Raw genomic sequence first — 23351 nt, 5'->3', positions numbered from 1 at the left:
GGCGTGCGGCCTCGAATGGACGGCTTCACCTTGCTCGAACTGCTTGGGGTGCTCTTGTTGGTAGGGGTGCTGATCGGCATGGTCGGTATCGTTGGCAATTCGACCCCGCAGCGACAGGCCCAGCAGCAAGGCCGGCTATTTATCCAGTTGCTGCAGCATGCCCGGCAGCAGGCCGTACTCGAGGGGCGCGAATACGCCATTCGCTTCGACACACAAGACTTTCAATTGATGAAGTGGCGGGGCGGGAGCTGGGAGACTGCTGGAAAGGTCCAATCGACCGGTATGGATTTGCGCCTGGAAGTCGATGGTCATGTCGTGGGGGCCGGCGAGGGCGACAGGCAACCGCAACTGCTGGTTCTGAGCAGCGATGAGACGAGCGCTTTCAGGCTGCATTTCGAGCAGGCCGGGTTGCGCATGGTCAGTGTCAGCTCCGACGGGCTGAACGAGGCGCTGATCGATGAGTAACGAGCGAGGATTCACCTTGCTGGAAGTGCTGGTGGCGCTGGCAGTGTTTGCGTTGCTGGCGTCGGCTGCGGCCACGGCCAGCGGTCATGTGTTGGGGCAGAGCGGCGGTTTGCAGGATCGTCTGTTCGGTGCATGGCTGGCCGATAACCATATCGCTGAACTGTCGTTGCAGCCGCCATCGGCGCCTGGTCAGCGGCAGCTGGCGCTGGTCATGGATGGCCGCGATTGGACGCTGCTCGAGACGATCGAATCTGCCAGCGAACCCGGCCTGTTGCAGGTTGAAATTCGGGTCGGACGCAATACCGATGACGACATCGTGCATCTGACGACCACCTGGCTGGAGGCTGCTGATGTCGCGCGTTAAACGGCGTGTCCCAATGTCCCAGCGGGGCTTTACCCTGCTCGAACTGTTGTTGGCGCTGGCGATCTTCACCTTGCTCGGCGTGGCCACCTGGCGCTTGTTCGATGGCGTGGTCCGCGCCGACAGCGCGAGTCAAAGCCACGGACGAGAACTGAGGTCACTGCAACGAGCCATGGGGCTGATCGAACGCGATGTTCGCCACGGATTGTTGGCGCCAGGCACTGCAGGCGCAGGTTTCGGCGTCAGTTTGAAGGGGCCGCGCCTGCAGTGGTTGCGTGGCGGCGAACGCAATCCGCTGGATTTGCCCCGCAGTGAGCTCAGGGTGGTTGAGTATTGGCTGGAAGAGGGCACGCTCTGGCGCCACAACCGTACATTCGAAGAGGGTGTCGGGCAGCCGCAACGAATATTGGAAGGCGTCAGGCACCTGCGCTGGCGCCTTCATGCCGGGTCATCGGGTTGGCATGCACAATGGCCATTGGCCGAACCGCAAGAGCATGCACCGACTGCGGTCGAGTTGGTCTTGTCGGTCGGGCGCTTCGAGCAGATGCGGCGCGTCGTCGTGTTTGCCCAGGAGGCCTATGAACCCTGATCGCCAAACCGGCCTGGCGCTGATTTCGGTGTTGCTGGTCATGGCCCTGGTGCTGCTGTTGGTGGCAGGCATGCTGCGCAGCCACCAATTGTCGATCAGCAGCACAGGGCAGCAGATCCGCTCCCTGCAGTTTTGGCACCTTGCCTTGGCCGGGGAGAATCTGGCCCGGCAGCGTTTGCGTCGCGACGCCGAGGCCATTCTGGCAACGGTCAACCTGGCCCAGCCCTGGGCTGGCGCTCGCGACATCGAGTTGGCCCCTGGCACCTTGCGCGTGCATATCGAGGACCTTGCCGGGCGTTTCAATCTCGCGGCGCTGGCCCAGCAAGGACAGGTTGACCAGATCACCCTTCAACGTTGGCAGCGCCTGTGCCAATCCCTCGGCCTCCCGCTATTGGATGTGCAGGCGTTGAGCAATCAAATGCTGCTCGATCCCAGTCAGTTGCGTCTGATACCCGGTGTCCAGGGGCAGGCATTGCAGCAGTTGAGGCCATTGGTAGCCGTGCTGCCGAGTGAAGCCGGACTCAACATCAACACCGCGTCCGAGCGCGTGCTGGCAGTGCTTGAGGGGCTGGACGCCGGTAGCGCCCGACGCCTGCACCAACAGCGGCCCGAGCAAGGTTACGAGAGTGTCCAACGATTTATCGCGGACCCGCTGGTGGACGGGCTTGGCGTCCGCAGTCATGGATTGGCCGTGACCAGCCGATGGTTTCGCGTGGAAGTCGAAGTCAACGTGGAACGGCAAAGGCTGTACCTGTACAGCGACCTTGAACTCGATCCGCAAACCCACAACGTGCGTGTGCTGCGTCGTTCGCTGTCGGCAATTGGCGAGAATGAAACGGATGAATGAACGATGGTTGTACCTGTCGCCTGAAGGTCTGGACGATGCCGATACCGATTGGCCAGTGCTGCACTGGCAAGCCGGGGATGTGGATGTCAGGCACAGCCGTCTCGAAGGCATAGCGCAGGCGCTGCAAGGCGCGCCGGTGGTGCTGGTACTGCCCATGGAGCTAGTGGGCTGGTGCCTGAGCAGCCCCCTGGCCGGGCGTCGCCGTCCCGGTGCACAGGCGCTTGCATTTGCGGTCGAGGAGCAGTTGGGTGAGCCGCTCGAGTCGCTGCATCTGGTGTTTGGTGCTGCGCGTGCCGACCGCTGCTACCCAGCGATGAGTATCGATCGTCAACGCTTCAAGTCGGTGTTGACCCAGGTGCAAGCGCAAGGCATTTATCCCGTTGCGGTATATGCCGATGCCGACTTGTTGCCCCGTGAGCAACCCTGTGCGCTGTGGTTCTGTGGGCGTTGGCTGGTCGGCGGCGACATGGCGGGGCGGCTGGCGTTGAGTTCGGTTGATGCGGCCACGCTCGCACCAAGCCTGCCGTCCATGTCTTGGTGGATTGATGCGAACGCACCCGAAGGTTTGCCCCAGGGCTCAACGATCACCAGCGCGCATGCCTTGTTGATCGAGGGCAGGAAGAGTGCAATTGACTTGCGCCAAGGCGAATTCCGTCGCCGCCGTCGAGCCCTGCCATGGTCCGGCCTGCTGTTGAGTTTGGCGGCGTTCGGACTGCTGAGCAGTGTTTTCGATCACTTGCGTACCGCGTATTTGCAGACGCGCTCAATGCAATTGCATGAGCAAAGCGTTCAACGATTTCAGAGTCTGTATCCGGACCAGACGCGCATTGTCGATCTGGCTGCGCAATTCCAGGCTCGCCAACGGCAGGAGCGGGCGCCAGAAAAGACCCGCTTGCAACAATTGGCCGAGGTCAGTGAAAAGCTGGTCGAATCGGGCAATGTCCGTATCGGGCGGATCGAGATGCAATCGGGTGAAGGTTGGCAGATGCACATTATCGCCCAGGACTTCAGCGACCTTGAGCGGCTGCGCGAGCGATTGCCGTCATTGAATGTGAGCAGTGCGAGCAAAACCGGTGAAGGCGTACGGGCCACATTGTCGTGGGAGCAACCCGGATGACAAGACCTTTCTACGCCGTACTGATTCGACACTGGCAACAGTGGCCCGAGCAACGCCGTACTCCAGTGCTCGCGGCGCTGCTGGCGCTGGCCGTTCTGGTTTTCTGGCAATCGGCCTGGCAACCGGGCAGGGAGCGTCTGCTGGCGGCCGAACTGCGGTACGGTCGCGAAGTGGCACTTGCCGAGGAAATTTTTCGCGCAGCGCCGAGCGCGGCCCCGGTTCATGGTGAAGCCCTGGTGCTCACGCCCGCCGAACTCAGCGACAGTGCGCAGGCCGCCGGTCTCGAACTGACAGGCCTCGACTTCAGGCAGGAGCAGTTGAACCTCAGTGTGCAAGGTCAACCCACGGCCTTGTTGCAGTGGCTGCATCAGGTCGAGTTTCGGGGCGGCCGGTTCTCTTCACTGAGCCTGCAGCCTGACGGACCTTCCTTGCAGGCGCGGGTGACATTGCACGCTCCAGGCGAATCCAGCGTGAGATAGAACTGGATGCTTTCAGACGGTGACATTGCCTGTCAGCGGGGGCAGCTTGCTCAAGCGCAATGCCACCAACAACGCAATGGCCAACAAAGCGCCAATGAACAGCCCGATTCCATTCCAGCCGGCGTAATGCCAGAACACCCCACCCAGGGTACCGGCGACGCTGGAGCCGGCGTAGTAGCTGAACAGATAGAGCGAAGAGGCCTGCCCCTTGGCCACCAGCGCACGCCGGCCGATCCAGCTGCTGGCCACCGAGTGTGCGCCGAAGAAACCGAAGGTGAACACCAGCATGCCGGCAATGATCAGCACCAACGGGCTCAGCAGGGTCATGCCCAGGCCTGCGGCCATGACCAGGATCGACGCCCAGAACACCTGTCGCCGCCCCAGCCTGTCGGCCAGGGCGCCGATTTGCGCCGAGCTGTAGATGCCGGCCAGGTACACAATCGACAGCAGCCCGACCAGTGCCTGGCTCATGTGGTACGGCTCGGCCAGCAGGCGATAGCCGATGTAGTTGAACAGGGTGACAAACCCGCCCATCAGCAAGAAGGCTTCCAGGAACAGCCACGGCAGGCCTGCATCCTTGAAGTGCAAGGTGAAGCCATCGAGCAGGCTGCGCGGGTTGAGCGAACGGCTGCGGAAGTTGCGCGACTCGGGCAAGACCTTCCAGAACAGCAGTGCGGCTGCCAATGCCAGCAAGCCGATGACCTGCAGCGCCGTATGCCAGCTGACGAAGTCGATCAGCACTCCCGTGATCAGCCGTCCGCTCATGCCGCCAATGGCGTTGCCGCCGATATACAGCCCCATGGCCAGGCCGATGTGCTGCGGGTGGATCTCTTCGCTCAGGTAGGTCATGGCCACTGCCGCCACCCCGCTCAACGACAGGCCGATCAGTGCACGCGTCACCAGCACGCCTTCCCAACTGGGCATCACGGCACTTGCCAGAGTACTGAGCGCCGCGCAGAACAACGCCGCAACCATCACCGGCTTGCGCCCGAAACGGTCGGAGATGGGGCCAGTGATCAGCAAGCCGATCGCCAGTGTCGCAGTGGATATGGACAGGATAAGGCTGCTTTGGGCCGCGTTGATGGCGTACTCCTGCGACAGCATCGGCATCATCGGCTGCACGCAATAGAGCAGCGCGAAGGTGGCGAAACCGCCGCAGAACAGCGCTAGCACCGTGCGCAGGAACAGCGGCGTGCCTTTTTCAATGAATACTTCGCGAGGTGGTTCGGTGGAAGCTGCGCCGAGTGAAACAGGGCGGGAAACAACAGCGGTTTTCACGAGAGGCCTCGGCGGCAGAGAAGGGCACCGAAAAAAGAATATAGCTAGCTAACGATTATTTCCAATCGTTTCGCTGCCCGCCGCCGGGCTCAAGACCAGCGGCGCAGATCAGCAATGTATTCACCCCGCCGAAACCTGTGCGTGCAATCGACGTCCGACGACATCCAGCAAATCGCAGCCATCGCGCAACGAAGTCACCAATACCCGCGCCAGCTCACTGTAAACGCCGTCGTTCGAGGCGAGATTCTCCAGCAGCTGAGTTGCGGTACGTATCCGGTACGCTGCGGTTTCGTGTAGCACGTCCAAGGGGGCTTCAGTGTCGATCAGCAATGAGGCGATGGTGCAGTCGACTCCGGTCATAGGCATGTACCGATCCATGACAAAACCTCCATTCGGTGAAATACCGTGGCCATATTGTGATTCCGAAGGATTGGGAGTGCGTTTTTTCATGATGAAACTCCTTGCAAGGTTAAGAGGGTGCCAGTCACATGCGGGACGGGTGGGTAGATTTATTACCAGAAAATTCAATTTTATTAATCGAATAATTGATCATCTGTGTAATTAAATGATTCCTGCGTTACCGGTTATCAAATGTGTGGGGTTAATGAGCTAGTATGGATTTGAAGTTGTCGTAAGAGGAGGCTTTAAAAATGGTGGGAATTATCTGAAGTATTAATTGTTTGTGATTTTACTTTTTGTTCAGATTCTGTAGGGGTAGGATGTTGGCCTCATAAGAGTCGCTGTCGGTGTGTTCGGTCAGGACGTGCGATTTGTTGTAGTTATGAGTGGGTGGTAATGGATGATGCACAGGAAAGAAAAAACAGAAAGGTTAAAAAGCAATATAAAATATCTGATAAAAAGTCGAGGGGAGACGCAGCTGTCCTTGTGTAACGCCAGTGGATTGACCAGGACAACGATCTATAACATTCTGGAGGGGAGGGTCGTCAACGTACAGCAATCCACCATCCGCAAGATATCTGATTTTTTTGGTGTGTCGTACAAGGAAATAGAGACGGTCGATTTTGAAGAAAGGGAAATAATAGAGAGCACTATTTCCTTGCGTGGAAATATGAATCCGGCTGCGGTGCCTGTGATTAAGGAGAGTTTGCTGGTTCAAAGCCTGGATAAACGAATTGGTGAGTTGGCTGTAACCCATCCTCTGACTTATTACTTTGGCACGGCTTGCAATTTGATAGGCGTGCTTCTGGAGAATGAAATCAGCGGGGCGAATGAGCCGGGAGACCTATTGATAGTGAAGAAGGGGGTGTCCGGTACCGATACAGAAAAGCTCGTGTACGACAGAACAACAAAAAAACTGTCTATAGCCAGTTTGTCTTGCTTTGATTTTGATATTACTTGTGTTGTTGGTGATGTGATAGAGGAAAGGTTTTATGAGCGGCAAAAGTGAGGAAGTATGTGGTAAGTACAAATTGTTAGGCTTTGAAAGCAACAAAAGCCTTGCGGTGTTTATGGTGGTTTCTACAGGGAAAATTATTAAGGTAAAGATGGCAGAGGTTTTGAAAAGCGAAATAATAGACAGTTTGAGTAAGGCGGAGATAAAGGATGTATACAGGAAGTACTACTCCGCTGGGGTTGCGTTAACCACCTACGAAATTAATGACCGCCATGAGCGCTCATGGATGATTTACGTCGCTCTTAATCTTTTGCTTTTTGCGCTTTACATTTTTACAAATGTTGCCGCGACAAAGCTTGTTCATGTGGAGCGATTTGACGTTGTTGTGACGCCGGGGGTGTTTCTGTATCCGCTGACGTTTTTAATCGTGGATCTACTGAACGAGTCTTATGGGCTTAGGCTTGCGAGGAAAGCCATATTATTTGCCTTTTCAAGTAATGCGCTTATTATTGTTTTGTTGAGTGCTGCTAGCTATCTGCCGGGGTTGCCCGGCTGGAAGCTTGATGAGCCTTACAATGAGGTTGTTGGCCATGTCTCGTCCGTATTGGTAGCATCGTCTGTTTCGTTTGTTTTTTCTGAATATGTCAACTCATATCTGCTGTGCAAAATAAAAGAGCTAACAAATTCCAGGTTTCTATTTTTGCGCGTATTTTTTAGTACGTGTTTTGCGGTGATAATCGATAGTTTTCTTTTTTGCTATATCGCTTTTTATGGTCTCATGCAAAATGGCGATATTCTTAGTATGGTTTACCTTCAGATAGCTATAAAAATGTGCTTCGCCTTGTTTAATGTTTTGCCTGCGTATGGAGCTAGATCCCTGTTTAAAAGATATGTGGTCGGGGCCCAGGCTACATAAGTCAGGGGGGCGGCTGTTAATGATCCAGTCTCTCCCCCCCTGCAAAAAGGGGTTCATTTCAAGTTCAGTTTTTCTTTTAGTCTACTCGTAATCTCTGCTTTGTTTTCCAGAAATTTGTTCAGTCCTTGTGCGCGAAGATTGCAAGCATCGCAGTCAGCGCACCCGCTACCTTTGATGCCGTTGTAGCAAGACAGTGTATGACGGTGGATAAAGGTTAGCTTGTCGTAGTGTTCGGCCAATGCCCAGATTTCCGCTTTGTTCAGTCCCATAAGTGGCGTTTCAATACGTACGTTATAGTCCATTCCCAATTCAATGGCGTCATTCAAGGTTCTGACAAAGTCGTCTCGGCAGTCAGGGTAGCCCGTAAAACCTGCTTCACAAACCCCAGTGATTACAGTTTTTGCGCGAACTTGATGTGCATAAATCGAGGCCAAGGTTAAAAACAGGATGTTTCTTCCGGGTACAAAAGTATTCGGCACGTCATTCGTGGAGCTGTTTGCGCTTGGAACTGGAATATTGTCGCGGGTCAAGCTGCTGACGGCCAGCTCATTCAGCACAGATGCGTCCAGTATTTTGTGCGCTGTCACGCCAACTTTTTTTGAAAGTTGTTGTGCAGCCTTGATTTCCGCGCGATGACGCTGGCCATAGTCAAACGTAACGCAGTGTATTTCATCGTAGAACGGTAATGCATGGATCAAACAGGTTGTAGAGTCTTGCCCGCCGCTAAATACGATCACTGCTTTTTTAGTCATGTTTATGCTCCGGCATTTATGGATAGCGCAACGCTGGGTATCCGCATGAAGCGGGGACAACACCAACCCTACCGGGAAGCTTGAACGCCGACTGTGGGACGCTTCCGAAGTTTATTGCCCCGTTTTCCCAATATTCCATGTCGATGCTGGAGTGACGAAGCAGGGATGAATTCTCTTTTTTGGAGCTGGTTTGGAAACTCTCGGAAATAAGTCTCGGGAAATTTCTGAAGATGTTGCGGAAATTTCTGAAAAATGTTTCAGGGGGTGGAATGTCTATTGGGAATAATTCATTGTTATAGGTAAGTGCTCAGTACTTTCCTTGTAAGTACTTTTCTAAAAAATATATGTGCTGGATGCACCGACCCAAGTATGAGGGAAGGTGCCGCCTACTGCCATGGAGGCCTGAACATGGCCAACGAACCGCGCATCTTCTTCGACCACAGCCGCCACAAACTCCAGGTGGGGGATATCAAGGCAACGCTCGACGTCCTGGCGTTTGAGGGTGAAGAGCGACTGAGCCAGCCGTTCAAATACAGCGTCGAATTCACCTGCACCGAACAAGACCTCGCCGCCGAACAACTGCTCGGCCGCGACGCCCGCTTCAGCCTGCACGCTCCGCCGCCAAAGCAGCCGTTCTACTTCGGCCGGCCGGACCCCGAGATCAAGCCGCTGCGCACCTTCTACGGCGTGATCACCGGCTTCCAGCGCCTGTCCGCCTCCCGCGATGAGGCTCGCTACGAAGTCACCCTGCAGCCGCGTCTGGCGCTGCTCGATCGCGGCAAGCAGTACCGCATCTACCAGCACAAGTCCGTACCGGATATCGTTGAGCACATCCTGCGCAGCCGCCACGAATTTCGCGGCCAGGATTTTCTGATAAAGCTCGCGAACGAATACGAGAAACGCGAACAGGTCATGCAATACGGCGAAAGCGACCTGGCCTTTATCGCCCGCCTGCTGGCGGAGGTCGGCATCTGGTACCGCTTCGCCAGCGACGATCGCCTGAAGATCGACGTGGTCGAGTTCCACGACCACCAGCGCCACTACCAGTTCGACGTCCAGTTGCCGTACCGCCCACCCGGCGGCATGAGTAGCGACGAGGACGCCGCCTGGGACTTGCAGACCCGCCACCAGGTGGTGGAACGCAACATCAATATCCGCGCCTATAACCACCGCGAGGCCACCGCCTGGCTCGACGGCGAAATCGACCAGACCCGTGGCGCCAAGACCACCTACGGCGAGGCCTACCACTACGCCGAGCCCTATACCGTCCTGGGTGACCGCTACGCCCTGGACGAACGAGACCTGCAATGCGAAAGCGGCATCTTCTACGCGCGCCTGCGCCACGAGCGCTACCTCAACGACCAGACGCGCCTGAGCGGCGTCAGCAGCAGCGCCACCCTGGCCCCTGGCCAGGTGCTGAAGATCACCGACGGCGCGCCGCAGGCCTTCGCCCCGGGCGCGGTGATCATCAAAATGACGACAACCGCCGCGCGCGATAGCAGCCTCCTGGTCATCTTCGAGGCCATGCCCTATGCCGACCGGGTGTGCTTCCGCCCACCGCTGCGGGCCAAGCCACAAATCGCCGGCACCGTGCCGGCCCGCGTCACCAACCCGCAGAAAAATGATCTTTACGCCGAGATCGACCCGGAAGGCCGCTACCGGGTCAACTTCCTCTTTGATCGCGACACCTGGCCGCGCGGCGAGGAAAGCATGTGGCTGCGCCTGGCCCGGCCGTACGCCGGCGATACCTACGGCCTGCACCTGCCGCTGCTCGCCGGCACCGAAGTGGCTATCGCGTTCGAGCGGGGTGATGTGGACCGACCCTATATTGCCCACGCCCTGCACGACAGCGAACATCCCGACCCCGTCACCCTGTACAACCGCAAGCGCAACGTGTTGCGCACGCCAGCCAATAACAAGCTGCGGATGGAGGACAATGGCGGCGAAGAGCACATCAAGCTCAGTACCGAGCACAGTGGCAAGAGCCAGCTCAACCTCGGGCATCTGGTCGACAGCCAGAAGAAAAAACGCGGCGAAGGTTTTGAACTGCGCACCGATGGCTGGGGAGCGATCCGAAGTGGCAAAGGCCTGTTCATCAGCGCCGAGGAACAAGCCAAAGCCCAGGGCCCGGTGCTCGACATGAGCGCCGCCGTGGATCGATTGCAACAGGCCGGCGAACAACTGCAAAAACTCTCGGTCGATGCCCAGGCCAGCCACGCCGAACCGGCAGACGTACAAGCGCAAATTAGCCTGCTCCGGCAAGACCTGGAACAACTCAAATCCTCCGTCCTGCTGCTCAGCGCACCCCAGGGCATCGCCCTGACCAGCGGCAAGCACCTGCAATTGGCGGCGCAACACAACCTGATGCTCAACGCAGGCGCTGAAGCCGACATCAGCGTGGTCAAGCGTCTGTTCATCGGCGTGGGGCGGGGGCTGAGCCTGTTCGTGCGCAAGCTGGGCCTCAAGCTGATCGCCAACCACGGCCCGGTGATTGTCCAGGCGCAGAACGACAAGCTGGAACTGCTGGCCCGGCATGGCCTGGACATCACCAGCACCGAAGAAGAAATCCGTATCACCGCCAAAAAGAAGATCACCCTCAATGCCGGGGGCAGCTACATCACCCTCGATCCCAACAGAATCGAATCGGGCACGGTGGGCGACTACTACATCAAGTCCGCGCATTTCGATTATCGCGGCCCGGCCAGCATGACGGCCACGCATCCGGATTTTCCGCAAAGTCTATCCAAACAACAGCTGCGTCTCAGCATTCCGCAAGCCCCCAATGCATCCGACAAAGGCTGGGCCGGCATGCCTTACCAACTCTATGCCGACGGAGGGTTGCTGCAGCAAGGCGTGCTGGACGACACCGGGCAAGTGCTGATCGAGCACCAGGTCGTGACCCGGCTCTACCGGCTGGATATGGCCAACGGTGTGAGGTTCCAGATCCCGGTTCCCACCGACTACCGCAACCCCGAGCAGGCGATCCTGGCCAATCGTGGTGTGCATAACCACCCCTCGCAAACCGATGCCGAGGTGAGCCAGCCCACGTCGCACACGGATCACCGCAACCGATACACAGCGGTGATGGAAGGAATCAGTGACACGGAAGGGAAAACCCAATGACTCAATCCGACATCGTGGTGCCGGTCGCCCTGCAGCACACCCAGGAGGCGAGTTGCACCACGCCATGGTACGTCTGCAATACCGAATACCACCCCGTAGAGGCCACCTATCAGCCGTTGATCAATGGTGAGGAAGCTTTTCGGGCCGTGCACCAGGCCATCGCCCAAGCGAAGAAATCAATCGACATCATCTGCTGGGGTTTCCAGCCATCGATGTACTTCATCCGCGACGGCAAGGCTCCGAGCATCGGTGAACTGCTCAGGATCAAAGCCCGGGAAGGCGTCGAGGTTCGCGTGCTGGGTTGGGAGTTCCCGTTCAATGCCGCAGGCGCGGTGGGAGAAGCCAACCTTTCCGGCAAAGGCACGGTCCGTATCGAGGACCGCGCGCTGCAAAGCTCCACTCAGGATCAATACGCCGAAGACCGCCGGTGGTTCGCCGACTGCGCGGTTGCGGGGAGCAAGGCCGCCGAGCGAGGCGTCAATGGCTTGCCGGTATTCGTCAGTCGCGGCTTCAGCTTGCATGAAAGGGCCGAACTTGCCCATCAGGTGAAGTACAAAAGCCTCGACCCGCAAATCAGTACAGAGATGCGCTACACACTGGGTGCGTCAGCGACCCACCATCAAAAGAGCGTCCTGGTCGACTATGAACTACCGGACCGCGCTATTGGCTTCGTCATGGGCCACAACATGCTCGACGAGTATTGGGACACCGACGGCCATTCGGCGCTTAACCGTTCTGAGGACAGAAAGCCTGATCCTAATGGCGGTCCGCGTGGCAAAACCCCACGCCAGGATATCTCCAGCCAGATCAGCGGACCGATTCTGGAGCACCTGCACCACAATTTCGCCACCGCCTGGCGCAAGGAAACGGGCGAAAACCTACTCAAATCGCGCCAGGCCATGCAAGTGGGGCCGCAGCTTCAATGCACCCCCGACGCGACCCGCCAGTTGGCCCAGCTCGTGCGCACCCAGGTGCAGGAAGGCAAGCGCGATATCGAGCAGCTTTACCTGAAGGCCGTCAACAACGCGACCCAGTTCATCTACATCGAAAACCAGTACTTTCGCTGGCCGCCCCTGGCAGATCTCATCAAGGCGGTCGCAGCGGGCCAGACCAAGGCTGGGCGCGACCCCGGCGTGCATGGCGCCCTGCACCTTTTCGTGATTACCAATGCGACCAAGGACGGTGTCGGCGCCGGTACCCGGAACACCCAACGCATGCTTGAAAGCCTCGGCCGCGCCGAGACCATTCCTGAAGTGACCAAGTTGCAGCGCATCGCACTGGTGACCAGAGCGGCACCTCCGAAGCCTCGACCCGACCTGCGCGACCACGTCGGGCAAAAAGAACTCAAGCAATGGCAGGCCGAGCTTGATCGACAAATCAAGGAGATCAACGACAGCACGATCCAGCCAAACAGGAATATCCCGGGCCTCAAGGTTCATATTTGCTCACTGGTCGCCCCCGACTCGCCGGCGGGCAAGGAGTGGATGCCGGTGTATGTCCATTCCAAGCTGATGATCGTCAACGACGTCTTCACCACCCACGGCTCGGCCAATATCAACACCCGCAGCATGCAGGTCGACAGTGAGCTGAATATTGCCCATGAGTGGGCGAGTGTGACCCAGGCGATGCGGCGGCGGTTGTGGAACCTGCATACGAAGGAGATGGGGGCGCAGGATGATCCGGCGGAGGCGTTCAAGGCTTGGCAGAAAATTATCAAGGAAAACGAAGATCGACAGGATGAGAAGGTGATGGGGGTGCCCTATGCACCGCTGGTCGAATTCTACTACGGCGAAGCCACCCTGAAGGATCTCGATTGATGCGCCGAATCCTGCTGCTTTCATGCCTGCTGTTGACCGCCTGTGGAAGCGGCGCTTTTACCCCCGTCAAGAAGGAGTCTCCCATGGACCGGTTAACAAATATTAACGCCAAGCTGGCCTTTACCTGTGTGCACGAAACCATCCCCGCGCCGTCTGCCCAGACCGATTTGCTGTTCCAGTACGCACGCTGGCTGCAGAAGAACAACCAGCTCAAGCAGGACAAAGGCGTCGATGTCGAGATCGAGCGCCTCTACCGCATCGCCGCCGAGAACGGCCATTACAAGGCCAACATCAACCTGCAGAATGGTGCCATGCGCGGTAAGTTCAAACTACGTGGCGATGAGCATCTGCGTCTGAGCCAGACCCTGATCGAAGCGGGCGTAGCGACCGGATATTACTTCGTCGGGATCTTTCTGCAGCAGGGTTCGGCCGGTCTGGAGCAGGACCCGGAAATGTCCCTGCGTTACTTCCGCAAGGCCGCCGATCAGGGCAATGCCCAAGCCCAGACTTATGTTGGCAAAAAATTGGCGCCGAGCGATATTGCTCCGGACGTTGCCCTGCAAATGCGCCGCTGTGCGGCCGAGCAAGGCAATGGTGAGGCGGCCTCTTCTCTGGGGGTCAATCTTAAAGGAAAGGGACGATACCAGGAGGCACTCATTGCATTCCAATTCGGAGTGGCTGCTGGTGATGAGAGCTCTGCCTCATTTCTGGAGGAGGGCTTTCGTAACCCACCACCTTCAGAGGAATTGCATTACCTAGGCCAAGATGAAGACGTCGAACGTGCCGAGCGCTACAAGAAAATCTGGAGGGTGCTGGCGAACTACTCCTACGCCTCCCCCAAAGTCCCCGAAATCAACGAGATCCTCCCACTACCGCCGGCCAAGCTGCCAGCCTGGGACGGCAAGCTGCAATGGCTGGAAGCCCGGCTGGCCAATGTCCCGCCAGAAAAGCCCACCCCAGCACTGATCAACGAACTAGCCAAGGCCATGGTACTGGACCCTGCCACCGGCAAGCCCAAGCCGGGCTCACCTTCCTTCACCGAGACCTACTTCCCGCTACGCATTTGCCGTAGCGGTGACGCCTGCCCGGAAAATGGCTACTGGAAGATTGTCCCGCCCCAAAGCGGCATTTATCTATTGGTCGATAGAAACGACGCCCGCTTTTTCAAGCAAGGCGAGATCATGCCCAAGGCCTTGCTCTCATTCCGCCGCGAGCGTTCATGGCCGCTGTCCGACAAGATCGTGCAGGCTGAATATGGGATTACATGGGGAATGCTCGGATGATGCGGCCTCACGACCAGCGGCGGAAAATCAGCGACGTATTCACCCCACCAAAGGCGAAGTTGTTGTTCATCACATACTCATGCTGCATCTGCCGGAACTCGCCACACAGGTAATCCAATTCGCCACAGCGTGGGTCGATATGGTCGAGGTTGAGTGTGTGGACATAGCTGTCGCGGTTCATCATCTCGATGCTGAACCAGGACTCCAGCGCGCCACAGGCCCCGAGTGTGTGGCCAAGGAAACTCTTCTGCGAACTGATCGCCATGCGTGGGCCGAACAGGCTGCTGGTGGCCTGGGTTTCGGCGATGTCGCCTTGTTCGGTGGCGGTGCCATGGCCATTCACGTAGCCGATGGCCTCCGGCGGCAAGGCGGCATCTTCCAGTGCCAGCTCCATGGCACGGCGCATGGTTGCCTGTTCCGGGCGGGTGATGTGCTGGCCGTCGGCATTGCTGCCAAAGCCCACCACTTCAGCGTAGATATGTGCGCCGCGAGCCAGTGCGTGTTCGAGCTCTTCGAGGACCAGCATGCCACCGCCCTCACCGATTACCAGGCCATCGCGATCGAGGTCGTATGGCCGCGGGCTGGTGTGTGGTGCATCGTTCTTGAGGCTGGTGGCGTAGAGCGCGTCGAAGACCATGGCTTCGGTCGGGCAGAGCTCTTCGGCGCCGCCGGCGAGCATCAGCGGCAGGCGCCCGAACTTGATGGCTTCGTAGGCATAACCGATGCCCTGGCTGCCGCTGGTGCAGGCGCTGGAGGTGGGGATCAGGCGCCCGGTCAGGCCGAAGAAGATGCTGATATTGGCAGCCGTCGTGTGCGGCATCATCCGTACATAGGTGTTGGCATTGAGCCCCTCGGCCAGCGAGTTCAACAGCATGGTGCCGAAGGTTTTGAGCTCGTCGGTGCTGCCGATGGATGAACCGCAGGCCACGCCCATGCGGCCGTCCTTGATGGAGGGATCATCCAGCAGGCCGGCATCGCGCAAGGCGATCTCCGATGCGGCAACCGCCAGGCGCGAGACCCGGCCCATGCTGCGCAGTTGCTTGCGCGTCCAGTGGGATGGCACTTTGAAGTCATCGATGGGGCCGGCCAGGCGGGTGTTCAGCTCGATGAAACGGTCCCATTCGTCCATGCGCCGGATACCGCTGCGATTGGCGCGAAATTGCCCGGAAATGCTGTCCCAGTCGTTGCCCAGAGCAGTGATGCCGGCCATACCGGTGACGACGACGCGTTTCATCAACACAGGCCTCCGTTGACGGCCAGGACCTGGCGTGTGATGTAGGCGGCTTCCGCCGACATCAGGAAATTAACCGCCCCCGCAACTTCCTCGGGGGTGCCCAGACGCTGCGCAGGGATCATCTTCATGATCTCTTCGACCGGGACGTTTTCGTCGAGCATGGCCGTGTCGATCAGGCCCGGGGCCACACAGTTAACCGTTATCTTGCGCTTGCCCAACTCGATCGCCAAGGCCTTGGCCGCGCCGATCACGCCGGCCTTGGAGGCGCTGTAATTGACCTGGCCACGGTTGCCGATCATTCCGGAAACCGAAGTAATGCAGACGATTCGCCCGGCCGCGCGGCGGCGGATCATGGGCATCATCAGCGGGTGCAGGACGTTGTAGAAACCGTCCAGGTTGGTGCGCATCACCAGATCCCAATCCTCTTCGGTCAAGGCCGGGAAGGCGCCGTCCCGGGTCAGGCCGGCATTGCAAACCACGCCGTAATAGGCGCCGTGCTTTTCCACGTCGTCGCTCAGGATGGCTGCGCAGGCGGCGCGGTCGGCGACATCGAATTGCAGGACGCGCGCCTGTCGGCCCAGGGACTGGATTTCGCCCTGCACCGCGTCCGCTTCGGCACGGCCGCTGCGGCAGTGCAGCACCAGGTCGAAGCCGGCCCTGGCCAGACGCAAGGCGATGGCGCGGCCAATGCCACGGCTGGAGCCGGTGACCAGAATGGTGTCAGTCATGTGTTGCATCCTGTGCGTTGTCTTCGGCCAGGTAGCTGGCGGCCTGGGGCGGGCTGTACACATTCAGGCGCGCCTGGGCGTGAATGCCCGGTCCGGTCAGATGGCATTCGAAGATGCCCATGCCGCTTTCGTCTTCCAGCGAACGTATCGCCTGAATCGAAAGTTCGGCGCCAACCGGGAATTGTTCCACATTGCACTCGAATTTGCGCGTACCGAGCAAGAAACCCAAGGCCACGGGATCGCCGCGCAGCCGTGCCTGGCAACCGGCGAAGGCCGCGACGCTCTGGGCCATCAACTCGACGCCGACCCAGGCCGGAAGGCTGCCATCGGCGCGACTGAACAACCCACCCGGGCGCACTGTCAGCTGGGTGACAATCTGCTCTTCGTCGAACGACGCGACCCGATCGATCAGGATCATGTCGCCGGCATGAGGAATGAGTTCGGCCACGGGCCAGGTCATCATGGGGCGTCTCCGAGAATCAGGCAGACATTGTTGCCACCGAAAGCGAAGGAATTGCTCATCAGGTGCCGCGGCGCTTGAGCAGGCAGGCACTCTCCGGCTTTGACCAGTTTCAAGGCCGGTAGATCCGCATCCTGCTGGCCGTCCCAGACGTGGGGCGGTAGTTGCTGGCGGGAATTGTCCGCTGCCAGGGTCAGCCAGCAGAATGCCGCTTCCAGTGCACCGGCGGCGCCCAGGGTATGGCCGCTCATGGGTTTGGTCGATGAGCACGCCACGCCTTCGGGAAACAGCGTGTGGACGGCCAGGCTTTCCATCGCATCGTTGTGTGCTGTGGCGGTGCCGTGCAGGTTCAGGTAGTCGATGTTCCAGGGCTGCAGCTGCGCGCGTGTCAGCGCCTTGCGCATGGCCTGCAGGGCGCCCTGGCCGGTCGGGTCCGGCGCGGAAATATGGTGGGCATCGCTGCTGGCCCCGGCGCCGAGCAGGGCAATGGCCGGGGCCCCGACGTCATGCGTCTTGCTCATCAGAAACAATGCAGCCGCTTCACCGATGTTGATGCCGTCGCGATTGCGCGAAAACGGATTGCAGCGCTGGTTGCTGATGGCTTCCAGGGCGAGGAAACCGTTGAGGGTCAGTTTGCACAAGCTGTCGACACCCCCACAGATCACCGCGTCGCAAAGATCCAGATCGAGCAAACGCTGGGCGCTCATCAGGGCTCGGGCACTGGAGGTGCAGGCTGTGGAAATCACGTACGCCGGTCCACTTACTTGCAGCCAGTCGGCGAGGAAATTGGCTGGCGCGCTGAGTTCCTGCTGGCGGTAGTCGTAGCTCGCCGGGAAGTGTCGATCGCGCAGATAGACCGTGATGTCGCGACTGGCTTCCTCGATGCCCGAGGTGCTGGTGCCCAGAACGATGCCGATGCGCGAACTGCCGTAGCGTTCGATTGCCTGGCGAATGTCATCCTCGATCTGCAAGGCGGCATCGAGCAGCAACTGATTGTTACGGCTGTGGTGTTGCTGCAAGTGCGCAGGCATTGGCGGCAAATCACCGCAAACGGCGGCCACGGGCAGGACCCGATCGGGCACCCAGCCGGCAGCTTCACGCATGCCATGGGTATCGGCGGCGAACAGCCGGGTCGAGACCTCGGCCTTGGTGCGGCCCAGGGCGCAATTGAGGCCCAGGGCATTGAGGTAAGCCGTCATGGTGTGGTCTCGCTTGGCAAAGGGCTGACCTGATAGCGCAGGCCTTGTTGCAGCTTCAGGGTGAATGCCAGAGGTTGGAGATACGTGACACGCCAGCGCTCGTTCAATTGACGCTGGTTGCCTTGCTGACGGGCACCGGGGTAATTGTGCTGCAGCTCGTCAGCGGGTGTCAGCGCGAATAATACCGCGGCAAACAGCTCGCGCGCCTGCGGGTTCGGCGGCAACAGCCCGTCGGCGCTCCACTGCCTTTGCCGGAGCAATTGCCGCGCCTGGGGAATGCCCAACGGATCGAGCATTGACCATCGCAGGCTGTCGCCTTCGCGCTGGATTACCAGCAGCCAGTCCTGTTGCTGACCGGCCTGCTGCTTTTCGATATGCAGTTGCATCGGCAGCGTCAGTGTCGGCATTTGCTCGGGCAGTGGCGGTTTGCTCGCGCACGCACTGAGCAACAGCAGGAACGCAACTATCCAGATCTGCTTCATGTTACGGGTTGCTCATGACTGCCGGCCCAGGGCGCGAGCAGGAAACTGAACACCAGGCCAAGACTGACCGCCAGACCGAAATTGCTCACCGCCGGGGTACTGGAAACGGCCAGCAGGCCGAACGACAACCAGGTGGTCGCTGCCGCCAGCAGGGTGCCGAGCAGGCTGACGGCAGCACCACCGACCCGCTCGCGCATCAGGATGGCGTAATCGACGCTGATGGCCGTCACCAACAGCAGGCCGAACAGGCTGAACAGGGTCAGCGGCTGCCCCAGCCAACCCAGGCTGGCCAGGCTGCACAGCGCAGCAAGCAAGGGCAGGGCGACGAGTCGCAGGGCACCGCCAAGACCGAAAGGCAGGATCAGCAACAGCACAATCAGCACGCAAGACAACAGCTTGAGTTCGGCGGCGCTGATTTGCGTGTCGGCGAAGACGCCGTTGAGTTCGCCAAGTCGATCGACCAGCTGTACGCCTGCCAGGTCATGCGCCTGCAGTTGCAGCAGGCTGGCGTCGTTCAAGCCCTGCAAACTCACTATCGCCGCGACGCCTTCGCGCGTATCACCCAGCCAGAGCGTGCGCCAGGGTTCACCCAGAGGCCCTGCCAGGACATCTTCGATACCTTGGGTGGGCAGTGCCTGCAACTGTGCAAGCTCGGTCTGCAAGGCACTTTCCGGGATGCCCAGCGCGAGTAACGGTTGCCAGTGCTGCGCGAGAGCGGCCAGAGCCGTACGCAGCTGTTGCTGCTCGGAAGGGCTGGCGACCAATTGGCTGAGGGTCAGATAGCCGCGCAGTTCGTCGAGGGTGACCAGCTGATCCAGGCGTTGGCTCAAGGCTGCCTGGCGCTCGAGCAATTGCTGTTGATCGCTGCCACGAACCAGGAAGAACTGGCTGGTGGGTTGATAACCGGTGATCCGGGCAATGGTCTTGGCCTCGTCAAGCAGCTGCGGCGGGCTGCCGACCCATTGGCGCAAGTCATTGTGGGCGTGCAATTGCCACAGGCCGACGCCGCAGAACAGGAGTGTCAGGCCGAGCAGCCAAGGGCTTGGTATCCGCTGCAATAAGGCCTGGCGCGTGTGCCACAAGGCTTCGGCAACCTGCAGCGGCCATGCCGGAGGTGTCAGTTGCATGCCATTGAGCAGCGCGGGCAGCAGGCAGACTGCAGTCAGGTAGGCGCCGGTCAGGCCCGCTGCGGAGAACACGGCAATCTGAGTCAGCGCCGGGAATGGCGTGAAGGCCAGGGCGAGGTAGCCGATGCAACTGGTCGCCAGGCTCAGGCTCAGGCCGGGCAAGGTCAGTCGAAGTGCGGGCCAGCTGTGCCACGGACGCAGGCTCCAGCTTTTCGACAGGTAATGCAGTGGGTAGTCGATGGCGACGCCGATCAGGCTGGAGCCCAGTACCAGGGTCATCACATGCATGTGGCCGAACACTGCAACGCAGGCGACGGCGCCGAACAGCATGCCCACCAGCACCGGCAAGAACGCGAGCAGTACGCGCAGGCGACGAAACGCCAGCAGCAACAACAGCAGGATGCCGACTGTGGCCCCGCCGCCGACCCAGGCGATTTCCCGCGAGGCCTGGTGCTGGCCGCTGGCGGCATACAGCAGGCCGCTGGCAGCGAGGATTTGCGCATCGGTTGCCCGCGCCTGGGTGCGGGCCTGGTCGAGCAGATCGGCAACCTGCAATGGCAGCTTCATATCGAAGGCGTTGCCCTCGGTGCGTGCCCGTACCACTACCCAATGCTTGCCATCGGCCCGGGCGATCAGCGCGCCACTGCCAATGTCCAGCTGCACGGAACCCTGCTTGGGCTGGCTTTCCTGAATGCGGGTGGTCAGGCCCAGCCAGTCGTCCTGGCTGGCGACCAGGCTGAAACCGGTGAAGGGGTCGAACAGTGTCTGGACACGTTGCCCGATAAAAACTTGCGGTTGCTCGATAAGGGTCTTGCGGTCCGCCGCCGATAGCATCGCCAGGCGCCCTTGCAGCAGTTGCTGGCGCAAGGCGGGCAAATCCGTCTGCAGGTTCCACTGGACCTTTTCGAACAGGCCGCTGGCTTGCCACTGCTCCCCCAACCGCTGTGCCAGGGCAATGGCCTGATTACGGTCGGCATGGCCGACCAGCATCAGCATTTCTCGGTTCAGGGGCTCCTGCATACGCTGCTCGGCGCGTTCCACCAAGGCATCGGGGGCGGCACCGGGGACCAGTTCCATCAGGTTGGCCGACAGTGGCGCGCCGGCATGCCACTGCCAGCCGGCCAGGGCCAGGACCGCCAGCAGCAAGGCCAGGAACAGATGGGGGAGCCGGCGCTTACTGGGCGAAGTCATGTTGTTGCTCTTCACTCAGGCTAGCTGTGCTGCTGCTCGCCGGCATGCGCAGCACGGTGCTGTCGCCCTGGGTCTCGAGCAGCTCGATGCGTTCGACGAGTTCGCCGCCGGTGATTTCGATTCGGTCGAAGACCTGCTTGAGCAGCAGTGAGCGGGGGGTCAGACGCAGTTGCCAGTGCTGTGCGTCGCCTTGCAGGCTGAGATCGAAATCGCGTTGCAGGCCACTGCTGTCGCCCTGCAGAACGGCAAAGAACAGCCGGTTCTGTTCGGCCCCGGCGCTTTTGCTCGGCAGCATGTGCCAGCCATCGGCATCGCGGCGGGCAATGCCGTTGGCGTTGATCCGGTAGTCCTGTTGCAACGGTGTTTTCAGCAGCCAGAGCAGACCATGATCCCGGGCCAGGACAAACTGCCCTTTACTGACCAGGGGTTGTGGCAAGGCGCGCAGGTGCTTTTCCTGGATGAAATCGCCCTGGACCACGGCAGGCAGGGCCAATTGCACGCTCAGCGCCTGCAGATCGAATGCCGAGGCCAGCGTGCTCAAGCCCAGCAGCGTCATCAGGCAGACACAACGCATCAGCCAGCTCATGCCAGGGCCTTCTGCACGGCGTCGACAAATACCTGAGGTGAAACCAGTTGCATCTCGCGGCTGGCCAGCTCCACGGCCACTTGCACGGTGCTGGCGCGGGTCATGCGTTCACCGCTGGCGGCGTCGCTGATCAGGTAGTTGATCTTCAGTCGGTTTTCCCATTCAACCAGGCTGCTTTGGACCACCAGGCGCTGACCGAAGGTGGCACCGCGTATGTAGCGCAGTTGCAGATCGATCACCGGCCATGCGTAACCGCTTGCCTGCATCTGCAAGTAGTTGTGGTCGAGCTTGTCGAGCAGGGCGCAGCGCCCGATCTCCAGGTATTTGACGTAGTGACCGTGCCAGACCACGTTCATGGGGTCGATATCGAAGAACGGCACGAGGATTTCACTTTCGACGTGAATGACGCCTTTACTGCGCATGCAACCTCCAGTGTTGCTCGGAAATGCGCTGCAGGCACAGGCGTAGTTCACCTTCCAGCGCGCGGTCTTCGATGACCGGGGCAAAGTCTTCGGCCAGCTGCCGATGCATGTCGGCCAATGCGGGCGGCAACGGCCGGGCATCTGCGGCCTGGCCACGCAACCACACGCCCTGCTGGGCGGCGAGCAAGGTGGCGGCGGCGACCTGTTCGGTCAGTTCCAGCACGCGCAGGGCATCCCGTGCGGCAATGGTGCCCATGCTGACCTTGTCCTGGTTGTGACATTCGGTGGAACGCGAGAACACGCTGGCTGGCATCGTGTTCTTCAGGGCTTCGGCCGTCCAGGCGCTGGCGCCGATCTGCACCGCCTTGAAACCATGATTGATCATCGCCCGATCCAGGCTGGCGCCAGACAGGTTGCTCGGCAGCCCGTGGTTGTAACGCTCATCCACCAGCAGGGCGAGCTGGCGGTCGAGCAGGTCGGCGACGTTGGCCACCAGGGTCTTGAGGCTGTCCATGGCAAAGGCGATATGCCCACCATAGAAATGCCCGCCATGGAGCACACGTTCGGCTTCAGCGTCGATGATCGGGTTGTCGTTGGCACTGTTGAGTTCGGTTTCGATGAAACTGCGCAACCAACCCAGGCTGTCGGCCAGTACCCCCAGTACATGGGGGGCGCAGCGCAGGGAGTAGCGGTCCTGCAGGCGATGCAGTGGTGCGGTCGGTGCATCGATGGCCAGGTCCTGGCGCAGCCAGGCGGCAACCTGCATCTGCCCCGGATGGGGCTTGGTGGCGAACAGGCGTTCGTCGAAGTGTTCGGGGTTGCCTTGCAGGGCCACCACGTTCAGGGCGGTTATGCGTGTTGCCAGCTTGAGCAGGTAGTCGGCGCGGGCGAAGGCCAGGCAGGCGAGCCCGGTCATCACCGCCGTGCCGTTCATCAGCGCCAGGGCTTCCTTGGGCCGCAGCACCAGGGGTTGCCAACCCAGCTCGCGGTGTACGTCCAGCGCTGCACGTCGCTCGCCGCCGTACATGACCTCGCGCTCGCCTGACAGGGTTGCGGCCACATAGGACAGGGGGGTCAGGTCGCCACTGGCGCCAACCGAACCCTCTTCAGGGATCAGCGGCAGGATGTCATGGTCAAGAAACGCCTGCAGACGGTCCAGCAGTTCGATTCGAACCCCCGATACGCCCTGGCAAAGCGACTGCAGACGTGCTGCAAGCACGGCGCGGGTTGCCTGGGCATCGAGCAGTTTGCCCAGCCCGCAGCCGTGGAAGGTGTACAGATGCCGGGGCAGGGCCTCGACATGTTCGAGGGGGACCGCCACCACGCACGAATCGCCATAACCGGTGGTGACACCGTAGATCACGCCTTCCTTGTCCAGCAGCGAGTCGAGGAAGCGTGCACCGCGGGCAATCGCCTCACGGTAGTCGGAGTCGCTTTGCAGTCGTGCGCAAGCCCGGCGGTTGGCCAGGGCCAGCACGTCTTCGATGCAAAGTGCGGATTGGCCGAAAATAACCGGCTCAAGCGGATGCGTTGTCATCGGT

The 23351-nt window shown here is 59.9% G+C and carries 23 protein-coding genes; 11 read left to right on the top strand and 12 right to left on the bottom strand.

Translation table 11 applies throughout. The features are described 5' to 3' along the window. Positions 1–15 precede the first annotated feature (15 nt). From F2S13_RS00905 to gspM, 6 genes are read left to right on the top strand one after another with little or no spacing between them, the layout of a single operon-like run. Positions 16–465 (top strand): GspH/FimT family protein, encoded by a 450-nt coding sequence (locus F2S13_RS00905; protein WP_166358062.1) that lies wholly within the window; start codon positions 16–18, stop codon positions 463–465. Continuing rightward, positions 458–829, top strand: coding sequence for a type II secretion system minor pseudopilin GspI (gene gspI, locus F2S13_RS00900; RefSeq protein ID WP_166358060.1), 372 nt, complete (start codon positions 458–460; stop codon positions 827–829). Before F2S13_RS00905 ends, gspI begins: the two co-directional genes overlap by 8 nt. After that, positions 816–1415, top strand: a complete 600-nt coding sequence (gene gspJ / locus F2S13_RS00895) for a type II secretion system minor pseudopilin GspJ (protein ID WP_246237669.1) — start codon at positions 816–818, stop codon at positions 1413–1415. Before gspI ends, gspJ begins: the two co-directional genes overlap by 14 nt. Next, positions 1405–2262: a type II secretion system protein GspK gene (locus F2S13_RS00890; RefSeq protein WP_166358058.1), complete on the top strand. Its 858-nt coding sequence runs from the start codon at positions 1405–1407 to the stop codon at positions 2260–2262. The genes gspJ and F2S13_RS00890 overlap by 11 nt, the downstream gene beginning before the upstream one ends. Continuing rightward, a complete protein-coding gene (gene gspL / locus F2S13_RS00885; protein ID WP_166358056.1) occupies positions 2255–3379 on the top strand; it encodes a type II secretion system protein GspL in 1125 nt (374 codons plus the stop codon). Before F2S13_RS00890 ends, gspL begins: the two co-directional genes overlap by 8 nt. Beyond that, positions 3376–3858 (top strand): type II secretion system protein GspM, encoded by a 483-nt coding sequence (gene gspM / locus F2S13_RS00880; RefSeq protein WP_166358054.1) that lies wholly within the window; start codon positions 3376–3378, stop codon positions 3856–3858. Before gspL ends, gspM begins: the two co-directional genes overlap by 4 nt. A 12-nt stretch (positions 3859–3870) precedes the next feature. Here gspM and F2S13_RS00875 read toward each other — a convergent pair whose 3' ends face one another. Further along, positions 3871–5154, bottom strand: a complete 1284-nt coding sequence (locus F2S13_RS00875) for an MFS transporter (RefSeq protein ID WP_218583769.1) — start codon at positions 5152–5154, stop codon at positions 3871–3873. 102 nt (positions 5155–5256) lie between these two features. Beyond that, a complete protein-coding gene (locus F2S13_RS00870; RefSeq protein ID WP_166358460.1) occupies positions 5257–5514 on the bottom strand; it encodes a hypothetical protein in 258 nt (85 codons plus the stop codon). 424 nt (positions 5515–5938) lie between these two features. Here F2S13_RS00870 and F2S13_RS00865 point away from each other — a divergent pair, with 424 nt between their 5' ends. After that, positions 5939–6544 carry a helix-turn-helix transcriptional regulator gene (locus tag F2S13_RS00865; RefSeq protein WP_166358050.1) on the top strand — a complete coding sequence of 202 codons (606 nt, stop codon included), beginning with the start codon at positions 5939–5941 and terminating at the stop codon, positions 6542–6544. After that, complete coding sequence (locus F2S13_RS00860; RefSeq protein ID WP_166358048.1) at positions 6528–7406, top strand: queuosine precursor transporter; 879 nt, start codon at positions 6528–6530, stop codon at positions 7404–7406. Before F2S13_RS00865 ends, F2S13_RS00860 begins: the two co-directional genes overlap by 17 nt. Positions 7407–7459: 53 nt before the next feature. Here F2S13_RS00860 and queC read toward each other — a convergent pair whose 3' ends face one another. Continuing rightward, positions 7460–8158 carry a 7-cyano-7-deazaguanine synthase QueC gene (gene queC, locus F2S13_RS00855; protein WP_166358046.1) on the bottom strand — a complete coding sequence of 233 codons (699 nt, stop codon included), beginning with the start codon at positions 8156–8158 and terminating at the stop codon, positions 7460–7462. Positions 8159–8566: 408 nt separating this feature from the next. On the opposite strand from queC, the gene F2S13_RS00850 reads away from it, so the two are divergent. The 3 genes from F2S13_RS00850 to F2S13_RS00840 are packed head-to-tail and all read left to right on the top strand — an operon-like array spanning position 8567 to position 14381. Next, the gene (locus F2S13_RS00850; protein WP_166358044.1) at positions 8567–11281 is read left to right on the top strand and encodes a type VI secretion system Vgr family protein; all 2715 of its coding nucleotides are present in this window, start codon (positions 8567–8569) and stop codon (positions 11279–11281) included. Next, positions 11278–13098, top strand: coding sequence for a phospholipase D-like domain-containing protein (locus F2S13_RS00845; protein ID WP_166358042.1), 1821 nt, complete (start codon positions 11278–11280; stop codon positions 13096–13098). The genes F2S13_RS00850 and F2S13_RS00845 overlap by 4 nt, the downstream gene beginning before the upstream one ends. Further along, positions 13098–14381, top strand: a complete 1284-nt coding sequence (locus F2S13_RS00840) for an SEL1-like repeat protein (RefSeq protein WP_166358040.1) — start codon at positions 13098–13100, stop codon at positions 14379–14381. The genes F2S13_RS00845 and F2S13_RS00840 overlap by 1 nt, the downstream gene beginning before the upstream one ends. 7 nt (positions 14382–14388) lie before the next feature. On the opposite strand, the gene F2S13_RS00835 is transcribed toward F2S13_RS00840, so the two are convergent. From F2S13_RS00835 to F2S13_RS00795, 9 genes are read right to left on the bottom strand one after another with little or no spacing between them, the layout of a single operon-like run. Then, positions 14389–15615 (bottom strand): beta-ketoacyl-ACP synthase, encoded by a 1227-nt coding sequence (locus F2S13_RS00835; RefSeq protein WP_166358038.1) that lies wholly within the window; start codon positions 15613–15615, stop codon positions 14389–14391. Beyond that, entirely contained in the window at positions 15615–16343 is a 729-nt protein-coding gene (gene fabG, locus F2S13_RS00830; RefSeq protein ID WP_166358036.1) for a 3-oxoacyl-ACP reductase FabG, read from the bottom strand. Before fabG ends, F2S13_RS00835 begins: the two co-directional genes overlap by 1 nt. Next, entirely contained in the window at positions 16336–16806 is a 471-nt protein-coding gene (locus tag F2S13_RS00825) for a hotdog family protein (RefSeq protein WP_166358034.1), read from the bottom strand. Before F2S13_RS00825 ends, fabG begins: the two co-directional genes overlap by 8 nt. Beyond that, entirely contained in the window at positions 16803–18002 is a 1200-nt protein-coding gene (locus F2S13_RS00820) for a beta-ketoacyl-[acyl-carrier-protein] synthase family protein (protein WP_166358032.1), read from the bottom strand. The genes F2S13_RS00825 and F2S13_RS00820 overlap by 4 nt, the downstream gene beginning before the upstream one ends. After that, a complete protein-coding gene (locus tag F2S13_RS00815; protein WP_166358030.1) occupies positions 17999–18484 on the bottom strand; it encodes a DUF3261 domain-containing protein in 486 nt (161 codons plus the stop codon). Before F2S13_RS00815 ends, F2S13_RS00820 begins: the two co-directional genes overlap by 4 nt. Then, a complete protein-coding gene (locus F2S13_RS00810; RefSeq protein ID WP_166358028.1) occupies positions 18481–20802 on the bottom strand; it encodes an MMPL family transporter in 2322 nt (773 codons plus the stop codon). The genes F2S13_RS00815 and F2S13_RS00810 overlap by 4 nt, the downstream gene beginning before the upstream one ends. Continuing rightward, on the bottom strand, positions 20786–21388 hold the full coding sequence (locus F2S13_RS00805) for an outer membrane lipoprotein carrier protein LolA (protein WP_166358026.1): 603 nt from the start codon (positions 21386–21388) through the stop codon (positions 20786–20788). Before F2S13_RS00805 ends, F2S13_RS00810 begins: the two co-directional genes overlap by 17 nt. Then, a complete protein-coding gene (locus F2S13_RS00800) occupies positions 21385–21810 on the bottom strand; it encodes an acyl-CoA thioesterase (protein ID WP_166358024.1) in 426 nt (141 codons plus the stop codon). The genes F2S13_RS00805 and F2S13_RS00800 overlap by 4 nt, the downstream gene beginning before the upstream one ends. Further along, positions 21800–23347 carry an HAL/PAL/TAL family ammonia-lyase gene (locus F2S13_RS00795; protein ID WP_166358022.1) on the bottom strand — a complete coding sequence of 516 codons (1548 nt, stop codon included), beginning with the start codon at positions 23345–23347 and terminating at the stop codon, positions 21800–21802. Before F2S13_RS00795 ends, F2S13_RS00800 begins: the two co-directional genes overlap by 11 nt. Positions 23348–23351 lie beyond the last annotated feature (4 nt).

The organism is Pseudomonas akapageensis (assembly GCF_011355085.1).
Taxonomy (GTDB): Bacteria; Pseudomonadota; Gammaproteobacteria; order Pseudomonadales; family Pseudomonadaceae; genus Aquipseudomonas; species Aquipseudomonas akapageensis.
This window is presented reverse-complemented; position numbering and strand designations above follow the sequence as displayed.

What these genes read in the sequence shown, in the direction of transcription:
- F2S13_RS00905 (WP_166358062.1), top strand. Translation starts at nt 16, where the DNA reads ATGGACGGCTTCACCTTGCTCGAACTGCTTGGGGTGCTCTTGTTGGTA.
- gspI (WP_166358060.1), top strand. Translation starts at nt 458, where the DNA reads ATGAGTAACGAGCGAGGATTCACCTTGCTGGAAGTGCTGGTGGCGCTG.
- gspJ (WP_246237669.1), top strand. Translation starts at nt 816, where the DNA reads ATGTCGCGCGTTAAACGGCGTGTCCCAATGTCCCAGCGGGGCTTTACC.
- F2S13_RS00890 (WP_166358058.1), top strand. Translation starts at nt 1,405, where the DNA reads ATGAACCCTGATCGCCAAACCGGCCTGGCGCTGATTTCGGTGTTGCTG.
- gspL (WP_166358056.1), top strand. Translation starts at nt 2,255, where the DNA reads ATGAATGAACGATGGTTGTACCTGTCGCCTGAAGGTCTGGACGATGCC.
- gspM (WP_166358054.1), top strand. Translation starts at nt 3,376, where the DNA reads ATGACAAGACCTTTCTACGCCGTACTGATTCGACACTGGCAACAGTGG.
- F2S13_RS00870 (WP_166358460.1), bottom strand. Translation starts at nt 5,514, where the DNA reads ATGGATCGGTACATGCCTATGACCGGAGTCGACTGCACCATCGCCTCA.
- F2S13_RS00865 (WP_166358050.1), top strand. Translation starts at nt 5,939, where the DNA reads ATGCACAGGAAAGAAAAAACAGAAAGGTTAAAAAGCAATATAAAATAT.
- F2S13_RS00860 (WP_166358048.1), top strand. Translation starts at nt 6,528, where the DNA reads ATGAGCGGCAAAAGTGAGGAAGTATGTGGTAAGTACAAATTGTTAGGC.
- queC (WP_166358046.1), bottom strand. Translation starts at nt 8,158, where the DNA reads ATGACTAAAAAAGCAGTGATCGTATTTAGCGGCGGGCAAGACTCTACA.
- F2S13_RS00850 (WP_166358044.1), top strand. Translation starts at nt 8,567, where the DNA reads ATGGCCAACGAACCGCGCATCTTCTTCGACCACAGCCGCCACAAACTC.
- F2S13_RS00845 (WP_166358042.1), top strand. Translation starts at nt 11,278, where the DNA reads ATGACTCAATCCGACATCGTGGTGCCGGTCGCCCTGCAGCACACCCAG.
- F2S13_RS00840 (WP_166358040.1), top strand. Translation starts at nt 13,098, where the DNA reads ATGCGCCGAATCCTGCTGCTTTCATGCCTGCTGTTGACCGCCTGTGGA.
- F2S13_RS00835 (WP_166358038.1), bottom strand. Translation starts at nt 15,615, where the DNA reads ATGAAACGCGTCGTCGTCACCGGTATGGCCGGCATCACTGCTCTGGGC.
- fabG (WP_166358036.1), bottom strand. Translation starts at nt 16,343, where the DNA reads ATGACTGACACCATTCTGGTCACCGGCTCCAGCCGTGGCATTGGCCGC.
- F2S13_RS00825 (WP_166358034.1), bottom strand. Translation starts at nt 16,806, where the DNA reads ATGATGACCTGGCCCGTGGCCGAACTCATTCCTCATGCCGGCGACATG.
- F2S13_RS00820 (WP_166358032.1), bottom strand. Translation starts at nt 18,002, where the DNA reads ATGACGGCTTACCTCAATGCCCTGGGCCTCAATTGCGCCCTGGGCCGC.
- F2S13_RS00815 (WP_166358030.1), bottom strand. Translation starts at nt 18,484, where the DNA reads ATGAAGCAGATCTGGATAGTTGCGTTCCTGCTGTTGCTCAGTGCGTGC.
- F2S13_RS00810 (WP_166358028.1), bottom strand. Translation starts at nt 20,802, where the DNA reads ATGACTTCGCCCAGTAAGCGCCGGCTCCCCCATCTGTTCCTGGCCTTG.
- F2S13_RS00805 (WP_166358026.1), bottom strand. Translation starts at nt 21,388, where the DNA reads ATGAGCTGGCTGATGCGTTGTGTCTGCCTGATGACGCTGCTGGGCTTG.
- F2S13_RS00800 (WP_166358024.1), bottom strand. Translation starts at nt 21,810, where the DNA reads ATGCGCAGTAAAGGCGTCATTCACGTCGAAAGTGAAATCCTCGTGCCG.
- F2S13_RS00795 (WP_166358022.1), bottom strand. Translation starts at nt 23,347, where the DNA reads ATGACAACGCATCCGCTTGAGCCGGTTATTTTCGGCCAATCCGCACTT.